This is a genomic window from Nocardia sp. NPDC059240 (assembly GCF_042753865.1).
Lineage (GTDB): Bacteria > Actinomycetota > Actinomycetes > Mycobacteriales > Mycobacteriaceae > Nocardia.
The window spans coordinates 458,797-470,597 of the sequence record NZ_JBHZAC010000004.1; the positions used below are offsets into that span (position 1 = coordinate 458,797).

At 67.9% G+C, this 11,801-nt stretch carries 11 protein-coding genes and 1 pseudogene; 9 read left to right on the plus strand and 3 right to left on the minus strand.

Going from position 1 to position 11,801, the window contains the following annotated elements; genetic code table 11:
* Positions 1-127: 127 nt before the first annotated feature.
* Both ACFXHA_RS16805 and ACFXHA_RS16810 read left to right on the plus strand, forming a co-directional pair.
* On the plus strand, positions 128-1,198 hold the full coding sequence (locus tag ACFXHA_RS16805; protein ID WP_379358306.1) for a Glu/Leu/Phe/Val dehydrogenase dimerization domain-containing protein: 1,071 nt from the start codon (positions 128-130) through the stop codon (positions 1,196-1,198).
* Between the two features lie 46 nt (positions 1,199-1,244).
* Entirely contained in the window at positions 1,245-2,741 is a 1,497-nt protein-coding gene (locus ACFXHA_RS16810; RefSeq protein WP_379358308.1) for an amino acid permease, read from the plus strand.
* Here ACFXHA_RS16810 and ACFXHA_RS16815 read toward each other — a convergent pair.
* Positions 2,702-2,986: a YciI family protein gene (locus tag ACFXHA_RS16815; RefSeq protein WP_379357527.1), complete on the minus strand. Its 285-nt coding sequence runs from the start codon at positions 2,984-2,986 to the stop codon at positions 2,702-2,704. The genes ACFXHA_RS16810 and ACFXHA_RS16815 overlap by 40 nt on opposite strands.
* Positions 2,987-3,138: 152 nt before the next feature.
* On the opposite strand from ACFXHA_RS16815, the pseudogene ACFXHA_RS16820 reads away from it, so the two are divergent.
* Positions 3,139-3,876, plus strand: a pseudogene (locus tag ACFXHA_RS16820) (formate/nitrite transporter family protein); the annotation flags it as partial.
* Positions 3,877-3,906: 30 nt separating this feature from the next.
* Here ACFXHA_RS16820 and ACFXHA_RS16825 read toward each other — a convergent pair.
* A complete protein-coding gene (locus tag ACFXHA_RS16825) occupies positions 3,907-5,160 on the minus strand; it encodes a serine hydrolase (protein ID WP_379357529.1) in 1,254 nt (417 codons plus the stop codon).
* A gap of 84 nt (positions 5,161-5,244) precedes the next feature.
* On the opposite strand from ACFXHA_RS16825, the gene ACFXHA_RS16830 reads away from it, so the two are divergent.
* From ACFXHA_RS16830 to ACFXHA_RS16850, 5 genes are all read left to right on the plus strand, one after another.
* Complete coding sequence (locus tag ACFXHA_RS16830) at positions 5,245-5,793, plus strand: helix-turn-helix domain-containing protein (protein WP_379357531.1); 549 nt, start codon at positions 5,245-5,247, stop codon at positions 5,791-5,793.
* Positions 5,794-5,842: 49 nt separating this feature from the next.
* Positions 5,843-6,406: an NUDIX domain-containing protein gene (locus ACFXHA_RS16835; protein WP_379357533.1), complete on the plus strand. Its 564-nt coding sequence runs from the start codon at positions 5,843-5,845 to the stop codon at positions 6,404-6,406.
* A gap of 122 nt (positions 6,407-6,528) precedes the next feature.
* Positions 6,529-7,029 (plus strand): hypothetical protein, encoded by a 501-nt coding sequence (locus ACFXHA_RS16840; RefSeq protein WP_379357535.1) that lies wholly within the window; start codon positions 6,529-6,531, stop codon positions 7,027-7,029.
* Positions 7,030-7,104: 75 nt separating this feature from the next.
* Positions 7,105-7,959, plus strand: a complete 855-nt coding sequence (locus ACFXHA_RS16845) for a thioesterase family protein (RefSeq protein WP_379358310.1) — start codon at positions 7,105-7,107, stop codon at positions 7,957-7,959.
* 63 nt (positions 7,960-8,022) lie between these two features.
* A complete protein-coding gene (locus ACFXHA_RS16850) occupies positions 8,023-8,976 on the plus strand; it encodes a LysR family transcriptional regulator (protein WP_379357537.1) in 954 nt (317 codons plus the stop codon).
* Positions 8,977-8,987: 11 nt separating this feature from the next.
* Here the strand turns inward: ACFXHA_RS16850 and ACFXHA_RS16855 are convergent, their stop codons facing one another.
* Entirely contained in the window at positions 8,988-9,938 is a 951-nt protein-coding gene (locus tag ACFXHA_RS16855) for a serine hydrolase (protein ID WP_379357539.1), read from the minus strand.
* An 84-nt stretch (positions 9,939-10,022) separates the two neighbouring features.
* Between ACFXHA_RS16855 and ACFXHA_RS16860 the strand changes: the two genes are divergently transcribed.
* A complete protein-coding gene (locus tag ACFXHA_RS16860) occupies positions 10,023-11,798 on the plus strand; it encodes a penicillin-binding transpeptidase domain-containing protein (RefSeq protein ID WP_379357541.1) in 1,776 nt (591 codons plus the stop codon).
* The last annotated feature ends 3 nt before the right edge of the window (positions 11,799-11,801 follow it).

An 11,801-nucleotide genomic window follows, 5' to 3' on the forward strand; every position in this document is an offset into this window, starting at 1 on the left:
GGCGGCATCCGTCCGCCGTGCCGCGATGCCCCGTGCCGTGAATTCGGCGCGAGACCCGGCCGCCCACCACGCGGCCACCCATCAGCCGCCACAAGCGGCGTATTGAAAGGAATCGATTGTGACCGCAATGCACACCGAGGCAGGGGTTTTCGGGCGCTCTCACGAATTGAGCGCTCGGCGACACGAGCAGGTGGTGTTCTGTGAGGACGACAAGAGCGGGCTCAAGGCGATCATCGCGATTCACTCGACCACGCTGGGACCGGCCTTGGGCGGGACCCGGATGTACCCGTACGCGAGCGAGTCGGCGGCGCTCGATGATGTGCTGCGGCTGTCGTGGGGCATGACCTACAAGGCGGCGGCCGCCGGGTGCGATCTGGGCGGCGGCAAGGCCGTCATCATCGGCGATCCGGCGCTGGACAAGAGCGAGGAACTGTTCGCGGCCTACGCGCGGTTCGTGGAATCCCTTGGCGGCCGGTACATCACCGCCGGTGACGTGGGCACCAACACCGACGATCTGGATACCATCGGCCGCTACACCAGCCACGTCACCGGCCGCAGCGCCGGGGCGGGCGGCTCGGGTGACAGCGCCCGGCTGACCGCGCTGGGCGTGTTCAATGCCATGCGCGCCGGCGCCGAATCCGTGTGGGGCGCACCGACACTGGCCGGTCGCACGGTCGGCGTCGAGGGGGTCGGCAAGGTCGGCAGCGAACTCATCGCCCTGCTGCTCGCCGACGGCGCGGAGGTCTGCGCCACCGACGTGAATCAGGCCGCGCTGGACCGTCTTTCGAACGATCACCCTTCGGTTCGACTGTTGAGCACCGTTTCCGCCGCTCCGGTCGACGTCTACGCCCCCTGCGCGCTCGGCGGCACGCTCACCATGTCGAGCGCCGAAGCCATCGAGGCGAAACTCGTCTGCGGTGCGGCCAACAACCAGTTGGCCACGCCCGCAGTGGAATACACCCTGAACGAGCGCGGTATCACCTGGGTCCCGGATTTCGTGGCCAATGCGGGTGGGCTCATTCAGGTGGCCGGTGAGCTGCGCCAGGCAGCGCCGGTCGAGGTCGAAGACGCGGTGAGGGGCATCTTCGACCGCTGCCGCGACATCATCGCGGAATCCAAGGCCGAGGGCATCGGCACCGGTGCGGCGGCCAACAGGTTCGCGGAGCGGCGTCTCGACGCCATCCCGCGGGCCCTCTAGATCGCAGCTGAAGAGAGGAAAACGCAAAGTGGCGTTCGCGAGCGGAATGTTTCGCACGAAATCGGTCGAGCAATCGATCCGGGATACCGATGAACCGGATTCCAAGCTACGCAAGGATCTGACGGCGAGGGATCTCACCATTTTCGGTGTCGCGGTGGTGATCGGGGCGGGCATCTTCACGCTCACCGCCCGGACCGCCGGCACGGTCGCGGGGCCCTCAGTCTCGCTGGCCTTCGTGTTCGCGGCCGTCGCCTGCGGATTGACGGCGTTGTGCTACGCCGAATTCGCGTCGACGGTGCCGGTGGCGGGCAGTGCGTACACGTTCGCGTACGCCACTTTCGGCGAGGTCATCGCCTGGATCATCGGGTGGGATCTCATTCTCGAGTTCGCCCTTGCCGTTTCGGTGGTGGCCAAGGGGTGGTCGCAGTATCTCGGTGAGGTGCTGCACGGGGTGGTGAGTCCGGTCGCGCACGTCGGGTCGATCTCGTTCGACTGGGGCGCGGTGCTGATCATCGCGGTCGTCGGCGTACTGCTGGCCACCGGAACCAAACTGTCCTCGCGGGTGTCGGCCGTCGCGGTCGCCATCAAGCTGGCCGTGATCGCGCTCGTGCTGGTGGTCGGCGCGACCTACTTCAAGGCGTCCAACCTCACCCCCTACATTCCGCCGTCGCAGCCTTCCACGCAGGCGGGCGGGGTGCACCAGTCGCTGTTCTCGTTCCTGACCGGTTCGGGCGGAACGAGTTTCGGCTGGTACGGGCTGCTGGCCGCGGCCTCGCTGGTGTTCTTCGCGTTCGTCGGTTTCGATGTGGTCGCCACGACCGCCGAGGAAACCCGCAACCCGCAGCGGGATGTCCCGCGCGGCATCTTCGGCGCGCTGGCCATCGTCACCGTGCTGTACATCGCGGTGTCGCTGGTGCTCACCGGCATGGTGCCCTACACCGAGCTGTCGAGCGGGAACGCCACCCTGGCAACCGCTTTCGCCATTCACGGTGACATGTGGGTGAAGAACATCATCTCCATCGGCGCGCTGGCGGGCCTGTCGACGGTCGTCATGGTCATGTTCCTGGGTCAGACCCGCGTGCTGTTCGCCATGGCCCGCGACGGCCTGCTCCCCCGCGGCCTCGCCCACACCGGCAAGCACGGCACGCCGGTCCGCCTGACCGTCATCGTCGGCGTCGTCTGCGCCCTGCTCGCCGGATTCGTGGATTTCGGCACGCTCGAGGAAATGGTGAATATCGGCACCCTGGTGGCGTTCGTCCTGGTCTCCCTGGGCGTTCCGATCCTGCGCCGCACCCGCCCCGATCTGAAGCGCGGCTTCCGTGTCCCCCTTGTCCCCCTGGTCCCCATTCTGGCGGCGCTGGCCTGCCTGTGGCTGATGCTCAACCTGTCCATCGAGACGTGGCTGCGGTTCGTCATCTGGATGGCCGTGGGCATCGTCATCTACTTCGCCTACAGCCGCCGGCACTCGGTGCTGGGCAAGCAGCAGCCTCCGGTCTCGGAGCCTCAGACGGTGACCTCGGAGATCACCGAACGGGTCGGCTGAAACTTGGTGACCGTGTAGACGGCGAGCCCTTCCCGGTGGAAGGGATCCTCGGTGATGATCGCGTCGATGGCGGCGCGATCATCACCCTGCGCCAGAATGAACCCTCCGGTACGCGGATTCTTCCGCCCCGCCAGCAGGAACGTCCCGTCGGCCAGATGCCGGTCCAGATAGGCATAGTGCTCGGGGATGAGGGTGTCGAGCTGGTCGAGGACACCGTCGTGATAATTCAGATCGAGAATGAACATGGCTGACAGCTAACGCTTCCTCTGGCTCCCACGTCGAGGCCGCATTTTGCGGGGGTTGCGTTACCCCTCACAGACGTCGTGACGTACCGCCGGAGCTGCGAATTCGGGACATTGGTCAGTGTTGCCGCGACATCGCCGGCTCTAACGTCGTGATGGTGAATACCGTTGCTGAGAATGTCGCGAATACCGTCGACCAGGCGGTTCACAAGGCCGAAGAACTACGCAGTCCCGGACGATTCCTGGTCTCGGCGATGCTGGCCGGAGCCTTCATCGCGGTCGGCGAAGTGCTGTTGCTGGTGGCGGTGTCGCCCTTCGTGGCACAGCATTCGGCCGGCGTGAAGCTGCTCGAGGGCGCGGTCTTCCCCATCGCGCTGACCCTGGTGATGTTCGCCGGAGCCCAGCTGTTCACCTCCGCCGTGATGATCATGCTGGTCGGCGTGCTGTCCGGCCGCACCGGCATCAAGGACATGCTTGTGGCTTGGGCGGCAACGCTTTTCGGCAACTTCGTCGGTGCCCTCGCCTTCGCGGCCATGGTGCACGCCTCCGGGGTACTCTCCTCCTCCACCGCGAAAAATATGCTCGGCGAACTGCTTTCGGCCAAGAACGCACTGGCGGGGGGGCAGCTGTTCTGGCGGGCGGTGCTGTGCAACATGATGGTGTGCCTGGCGGTGTGGATGTTCTCGCGGGTGCGCGGGTCCGGCGCCAAGATCGCGCTGCTGTGGATGCCGGTGCTGGTGTTCGTGGCCGTCGGGTTCGAGCACTGTGTAGCCAATATGTCGCTCTACACCATCGGAATCTTCGAGGGCGAAGCCACTTTCGGTGAACTCGGGCGCAACCTGCTCTACACCGTGCCCGGCAATATCGTCGGCGGCGGTCTGTTGGTGGGCGCCGTCTACTGGTACACCTCCGGCGCCCACCGTTCACGCGCCGGCGAGCAGCTCGAACGCGCCCTTGACGATCCGCAGACCCTTGATGGCCGTGACGGCCTCGTCGAACGCGGTGTCCGGGTCGGACACCATCAGGCTGGTCACCAGGATCCGATCATCGGCGGTGCGGGCCAGGTAGTTCAGGGTCAGTACGCCGGGTTCACTGCCCGGCTTTGACCAGACGGTCGGAAACTGCGTGCCGTCCAGGCCCAGCCCGTGGTCGTCACGGGTCAGGACGTGATCGACCTCGGGTTGTTCGGACCGTGACAGCACGGCGTAGGCGCGGCAGATGTCCATCGGCGTCGCGAACCATTCGATCTCGTCCACATACCGGGGCCGCGGCTGCGTGATCCAGCTCGAGGAAGTCGGATCCGGCAGGGCGAGCTTCTCCAATTCCTCTATCACACCGAGCCTTTCATCCGGTGTAGCAGTGAGATACCGCTGTGCGTGGCCGTCGTCATCGGGAACCTTGCACTGGAATATCGCCTTGGTCGTGAAGAACGGGGCATTCAGGCTCGGGCGATGGTGGCCGAGCACCGCCAGCTGCCGGTACACGGTGTCTCGGCCCAGGTGATGGATCAGGTGATCGGTGGCGGTGTTGTCGCTGATCGACATCATGCGCTCGGCATAGGTTGCCAGCGTGAGCTTTTCGCCGATCGGCCGATGCTGCAGGACGCCCGAGGCGAAGCTCTTCCACTCCTCCCGAATCGCCAGCGTGTCCTGCCAGTCGGCCGCGCCCGTGGCAACGGCGTCCGCGAGCGCCGCCAGCACGTACACCTTGAAGCCCGAGCCGATCGGGTGCACGGCGTCGGCGTCCAGAGCGTGCAGCAGCGACGGCTGTCCCGCCTCGTCGATCTCCGCCGCGGCGAAGGCGACCCGGCCATCCAATTCGGCCAGCCGCGTATCGATTTCGGACCATGAGGTCGGCACCGTGATATCGGCGGCCTCGGGAATCAGCCGTGCGCCGTCGATGAGCCCGTCGGCGTCCAGATGCATGACCAGCAGTCCTGCGGCGTCACCGGTGATGGTGGCCGTGACGGCGTCCGGCTGTGATCTGCGGATCTCCCCGACCGCCACCCGGCCGAGGCCGGCGAGCACGGCATTGAAGCCGTCCACCCCGCCGACCGCGTCGATCAGCACGGTCGCCACCCGGCCGCCGATCTCACTGTCCGCCAACGGCACCCGCACCGTCGCGCCCATCAACCATTCCAGCGCTTCCCCTGCGGTCACCCGATTCGACTCGGACATTCCCCCGCCCTCCCAACGTATCGTTATCACTATTGATATCAATACTTTTATCACAACTGATACTGGTAGCGGTAGGGTCCGGACATGGCCGGTTCCGCGGATCTGCTGCTACACCCCGTACGCCTGCGCATCGTGCAGGCGTTCCTCGGCGATCGCGCCTTGACCACATCCCAACTGCGCGAAGAACTTTCCGACGTCCCACCGGCCAGCCTGTACCGGCACATCGCCCGCCTCGCGCAGGCCCAGGTGCTCTCGGTAGTCGCCGAACGCAAGGTCCGCGGGACCACGGAACGCACCTATGTACTGCGCCTCGCGGCGGCGTCGATCGGCCCGGAAGAGGCCGCGTCCATGAGCGCGGACGAGCATCGACAAGCGTTCACGTCCTTCGTCGCCGGGCTGATGGCCGACGCCGACCGCTACTTCGACCGCGCCGACGTGGATCTGCAACGCGACCAGGTCACCTATCAGCTCAACGGCCTGTGGCTCGATGACGACGAACTGCGTGAACTACTCACCGGATTGACCCGCGTCCTCGCCCCGCTGGCCGCCAACGGACCGCGCGCGGGCCGCAGACGCCGCATCCTGGCATCGATCCTGCTCCTGGGCGAGGACGCACCCGACAGCGCCCAGTAGCCCCATACGCCAATTCGCCTGTCACACCCCGCGCGTAGGCTGCCACGCCATGCAGCCCGCCACCGCTGTCGTAGCCGACCTCGTCGCCGCCATCGACCCGTGGGACGACCTCGAACACCTCCACCGCACCCGCACCCTGGCCTGGCTGGCCTCGACCGACGACATCTGCCGCCGGATCGGAACCTCCACCCCGTCCCCCCACCTGGTGACCTACACCGTCCTCACCGACCCCGACAATCCCGCCATTTACCTTGGGCTACACCGCAAATCCGGCCTCCGCCTCCCCATGGGCGGCCACGTCGAACCCGGCGAACACCCCCTCACCGCCGCCCACCGCGAAGCCCACGAGGAAATCGGCATCACCCCAACCTTCGACATCGTGGGCGAACAGCCACTCTTCCTGACCATCACCACCGTCACCAAACCCGCACGGCACGTGGATGTTTCACTCTGGTACATCCTCCGCGGCAGCCAATCCCACCCCTACACCCTCGACCCCGGCGAATTCGACGGCGGCACCTGGTGGCCCCTCGCCCCCGAGCCTCTTCCCGCCTCCGACCCCCACCTCACCCGCTTCACCCGCAAGCTGGCCAACGCCCTACCCCCACACTGACCCCAGCCGCCCACACCCCCGCCGCATTTCAAGATCAGGGAGTCACCAGCGCGGAATTCTGCCCGATTCACCTCGCTGACAACTCCCTGATCTTGTTTTGGACGCGCGTAGCTTGGGGAGGCGTGAGCGTGCTGGTTGTGATTCGCGGGAATTCGAGCTCGGGGAAGTCGACTACTGCCCTTGCGGTGCAGGGGCGCTTCGCGCGGGGGGCGTGCCTGCTCGTTCCACAGGATGTGGTGCGGCGGCAGCTGCTTCGCGAACCGGATGTGGCCGGTATGGCCAATATCGAACTGCTGGAACAGATTGCGGGTTTCGGGCTGGCGCGCGATCTGGTGGTGATCGTGGAGGGCATCCTCAATGTCGACCGCTACGGCGCGACGCTCGAGCGCCTGACCGCAGCGGCGGACCACGCCCTGCACTACAGCTTCGATCTCACCTTCGAGGAGACCGTCGCGCGGCACCTCGACGGCACCCGGAGGACGGAGTTCACGCCGGAGCAGATGGCCGGGTGGTATCACGGCTGGCAGCCGCTGCCCTTCGCCGCCGAGACACGGATCGACGCGAGCTGGAGCGCGGAGGCGGTCGTGGAGCGGATTCACCGGGACATCCTGGCGCTGCGGTGAGCCCGCGCGTGGCGGTTTTGTCGTACACCGTCTAGTGGCTTCGACGTGGGCTGATACGTTGGGCCCGTGACCAGAATGCATGACGTGACAGCTGTCGACGAGGCGGATGCGGTCGACGCGGCCGGGACCGTGGCCTACTACCTCGCGCGTGGTGCGGGGGCCGATGGGTTCGAGCGGTATCTGGCGACCGCGTCGACGGTGAGCGTGTGGGCGGCGTCGATGCAGCATGGTGCGCCGCCTTCGGCATTGCTGGCTCGGGCCGTCGAGCAGTGCGAGCCGCGGGCGGGTGCTCGGATCGTGCGGTTGACGATGGAGATTCTCGGGCCGATGCCGGTCGACGAGATCGAGGTGCGGGCGTGGGTCGAGCGGCCGGGCAAGCGGGTCGAATTGGTCGCGGCGGAACTCGTGGCCGTGCAGCCGGATGGCAGCCGCCGGGTGGTGGCCAAGGCCGCGGCATGGCGGATTGCCACCTCGGACAGTTCCTCGGTGGTGCATACGGCGGACGCCGCGCTGCCACCGGTGCCGGAGAGCGGCGAGGCCGACTGGGGTGTGCCGCCGGGGTGGGACGTCGGCTATGTGAAGTCGGTGGAGATTCGGGTGGTGAACGGTGACGCGACCACCCGCCGGGTGTGGGTGCGCCCGCTCGTCGAGGTGGTCGAAGGCGAGGAGATCTCGCCGCTGGTGCGGGTGTTCGCGATCGCGGACCTGGCGAATGGCATTGGTGCGCAGTTGGATCCGTACCGGTGGACCTTCATGAATACCGATCTGACCATCGATCTGTTCCGGCTTCCGGAGAGCGAGTGGATCGGGCTGGAGGTACAGACCTCCATCGGTCCCGACGGGGTCGGCATGTGCTCGACCGTGCTGCACGACGAGCAGGGGCCGATCGGCCGCTGCCTGCAGATCCTCGAAGTCCGCGCCCGGAGCTGAACCGCACCCGGCCGGATCCGGCCCCGAACGCCCGGCGATAAGGAAAGCGATATCGTCGGTCGGATGGATCCGCTGCGTCAGTTGCGCTACTTCATCGCCGTGGCCGAGGAACTGCACTTCGGCCGGGCGGCGGAGCGGTTGCGGATTGCGCAGCCGGCCTTGAGTCAGCGGATTCGCAAGCTGGAGAGCGATCTCGGGGCGCGGTTGCTCGATCGCGACAGCCGCCGGGTCGAACTCACCGAGGCGGGGCAGATCCTGCTGGTGGAGGCGCGGGATCTGATCGCGCGCTGGGAGCGGGCGACCTCGCTGGTCGGCAAGGCGCATCGCGGGGAGATCGACGCGCTGCGAGTGGGGGTGCCGCCGGAGCTGGCCGGGCGGGTGCTGGCGGCCATTCTCACCGCGTTCGAAACCCGCGAGGTGCGGGTGGATCTGCAGGAGCTGACCACCGCGGAACAGGTTCGGCTGCTGGCGGATCGGCAGCTCGACGCGGGACTACTGCAGTACCCGGTGGACGCGGTCGGCCTGGAATCGGGTCCGGCGGTGGAGACACCGCTCGGTGTGGTGCTGCCGCGCGATTCTCCGCTCGCCGCTCGCGCCACCCTGACATTGGCCGATCTGGCCGGCCACGGTCTGGTCATCTTCCCGCGCGCCGCCGCGCCGGGCCTCTACGACGCGACCCTGCGCACCTGCTGGGAGCATGGCTTCCGCCCCACCTCGGTGCAGCACGCCCGCAACCCCGAATTCGTGCTCGGCATGGTGCTTTCCGGTCGCGGCGTCGCCTTCGATCAGGGGATGGTGGCGCAGAAGGAGCCACGTGTGGTGTGGCGACCGCTGCCCGAAGGCACCTTGAGCTGGCGGTTCGCACTGACCTGGCCCGCCGCCGCGCCGCACCCCCTGGTCCGGGAGCTCGCCGAACTCATCGTGACCGTGGTGCAGGGCGACGGCGCGTCCCGTCCGGCCCCGATGCCGGAGACCCCGCGACGCCGCCCCTGGGATGTGGTGGCGGGCCGCCACTGAGGCATCGGCGCTCAGCCCGCCGCGAGCGACCCGTTCCGGCAGTTGTGCGCGATCCGTTCGACGGCTGCTCGCGCCGCCTCCCCGATTGCCCGATCCACTACGGGCTGCCGCCCGTCCAGGCTGCGCGAGACGGTGAAAACCGCGACGGCGCAGCGGCTTCCGTCCGGGTAGCCGACCACGCCGATCTCATTGCGGATGCCGGGCATGGTCCCGGTCTTGGACCAGATATCGGTGCCCGGCGGGAACCCCGACGGCAGCCGATTCCCGAAGACCTGCCGCCGCATCAGATCTCGCACCCATCCGCACGCCTCCGGTCCCCCGGCCCGGTCCTCGCCGATCAACCACAGCATCCGCGTCATTTCCCGCGCGGTGCTCGCGGTGGTGCGCAACGGATCCACCGCACGCGAGCCGAACACGTCGGCGGCACTCGATTCCGGATAGCGCCTGGCGAATTCGTGCAGGTCACGGGCCCCGATGTCCTCGGCCATGCTGTAGAGGATGTCGCGCAGCGACCCGACGATCCGGGTCCGGGCGAGCCCGAGCTCCCGCACCAGCGATCGCACATTCTCGACCCCGACCCGAGCGAAGAGCAGATCCGCCGCGGTGTTGTCGCTGACGGTGAGCGCGAAGTAGGCGGCATCGCGCAGGCTGTACTCGACATCGTCGAGGCAGCCCGCGGTCGCCACCCCGCCGAGCCGGTCGGCGGCGGTGGCCCGGACCCGATCGGTCGGATCCAGCTGCCCCGCCGCCACCTGCCGCGCGAACTCCAGCACCAGCGGCACCTTCACCACCGAGGACAGCACCACCGGTTCGTCCGCGTCCCAGCCGAATTCGCCGTCGCAGTCGAAACAGCGGGCATGCACCCGGCCCACGACACCGGCCGTCCGGAAGATCTCGTCCACCCGTCCAGCATCCCCGGTCCCCGAATCGGGCAGTTGACCACCCGCCGCGATCCCCCGCACGCAGCAACGATATCGATTGCTATATCGGTTTCCGACCGTGTTGGTCTTGGACAGCCACCGGTGATCCGTGTTGGGGTGGCAGGCATGGCAGAGTTCAGCAGGCGGACGCTCACGGGTGTCTGCGCGGCGGTGATGCTGGTGACCGCGACGGCATGCTCCTCGAATTCCACTTCCGGGCTGTCCAAGACGGTCGACGGTTTCGCCGACGCGCTGACCCGCGACGACCTGCAGGCCGCCGCCGCGGCGACCAGCGACCCGGGCACCGCCTCCGGCACGCTGGGCACGCTGTTCGACAGCCTCGGCAAACAGGTGCGATTCACCGCGAGCAAGGTCGAGACCAAGGACAGCGGCGGCACCTTCACCCTCGACGCCACCTGGAAGCTCGGCGCCGACGGCAAGAACGAGTGGACCTACACCACCACCGGCCGCGCCGACCGCTCCGGCAACGACTGGAAGATCCAATGGGATCCGGCCACCGTCGCACCGGGCCTGAACATCGGTCCGCTCTCCTATGCGATCGCCTATCCCGATCCGGCCAAGGTGCTCGACAGCTCGGGCGGCCCGCTGCTCACCCAGCAGGTCGTGACGCTGGTGAATGTCGCGCCCGGCGCGGACACCGCCGCCGTGGCCGCCGCCCTGGCTCCGGTCGCACCGGATGTCACGGCCGCGAGCCTGCAGTCGGATCTAGCTGCCGCACAGGGTAAGCCGATCACCGCGGTCACCTTGCGCGACGCCGATTACGCCACCGTGCAGGCCGCGCTCACCAACCTGGCGAATGTCACCGCCGCCCAGCAGACCCGGCTGCTGACCGTCGACAAGACTTTGTCCTCGCCGACGTTCTCCGGTCTGTCGGATCTGTGGCAGCAGCAGGCCGACGCGGCCGCGGGCTGGGCGGTGCGCGCCCAGGGCACCGACGGCACCCAGCGGGTCGGTGGCCCGGATCCCAAGCCGGTCACCGATATTCGCACCACCCTTGACATCGGCCTGCAGCGCGCGGCCGAGGCGGCACTGACCCCGATCACCACGCCCGCGGCCATCGTGGCGATTCAACCCTCCACCGGGAACGTGCTGGCCATGGGGCAGAACGCGGCCGCGGACGCGGAAGGCCCGATCGGGCTGACCGGGCTGTATCCGCCCGGTTCGACCTTCAAGACGGTCACCGTGTCGGCGGCGTTGCAGGCCGGTCAGGTGACCCCGGATGCGATGGTCGCCTGCCCCGGCAAGGAGAACATCGAGGGCCGGGAAATCCCCAACGACAACAACTTCGACCTCGGGCAGGTGCCGCTGCACACCGCCTTCGCCAAGTCCTGCAACACCACCATGGGACGGCTCGCGGTGCAGCTCGCACCGGACGGGCTGACCAACGCGGCGGCCCAGCTGGGACTCGGAATCGACTATGTGACACCGGGTCTCACCACCGTGACCGGCAAGGTGCCGACCGCCGACACTCCCGCGCTGCGGGTGGAGGAGGGCATCGGCCAGGGCAAGGTGACCGCGTCGCCGTTCGGCATGGCGCTGCTGGCCGCCGCCCTCGCCCAGGGTTCGGTGCAACCGCCGACCCTGGTCCAGGGGCAGCCCGGCAAGCCCGACAAGCAGCCCCCGGCGCTCCCGGCCGGCATCGCGGATCAGGTGAAATCCATGATGCGCGAGACGATTACGGGCGGCACCGCCACCGCTTTGAAAGATATCCCCGGCCTGCTCGGCAAGACCGGCACCGCCGAGTACATCGACGACAAGCACGCCCACGGCTGGTTCGTGGGCATCGACGGCGATCTCGCGTTCGCCGTATTCATCAGTGACGCGGGCAGTTCCGAACCGGCCGTGCAGGCCGCGGGACCCATGCTGCGCGCCGCACGCTGACCC

Bases quoted from the DNA above. Each gene is read 5' to 3' on its own strand.
- ACFXHA_RS16805 (WP_379358306.1), top strand. From the start codon at position 128: ATGCACACCGAGGCAGGGGTTTTCGGGCGCTCTCACGAATTGAGCGCT.
- ACFXHA_RS16810 (WP_379358308.1), top strand. From the start codon at position 1,245: ATGTTTCGCACGAAATCGGTCGAGCAATCGATCCGGGATACCGATGAA.
- ACFXHA_RS16815 (WP_379357527.1), bottom strand. From the start codon at position 2,986: ATGTTCATTCTCGATCTGAATTATCACGACGGTGTCCTCGACCAGCTC.
- ACFXHA_RS16825 (WP_379357529.1), bottom strand. From the start codon at position 5,160: ATGTCCGAGTCGAATCGGGTGACCGCAGGGGAAGCGCTGGAATGGTTG.
- ACFXHA_RS16830 (WP_379357531.1), top strand. From the start codon at position 5,245: ATGGCCGGTTCCGCGGATCTGCTGCTACACCCCGTACGCCTGCGCATC.
- ACFXHA_RS16835 (WP_379357533.1), top strand. From the start codon at position 5,843: ATGCAGCCCGCCACCGCTGTCGTAGCCGACCTCGTCGCCGCCATCGAC.
- ACFXHA_RS16845 (WP_379358310.1), top strand. From the start codon at position 7,105: ATGCATGACGTGACAGCTGTCGACGAGGCGGATGCGGTCGACGCGGCC.
- ACFXHA_RS16850 (WP_379357537.1), top strand. From the start codon at position 8,023: ATGGATCCGCTGCGTCAGTTGCGCTACTTCATCGCCGTGGCCGAGGAA.
- ACFXHA_RS16860 (WP_379357541.1), top strand. From the start codon at position 10,023: ATGGCAGAGTTCAGCAGGCGGACGCTCACGGGTGTCTGCGCGGCGGTG.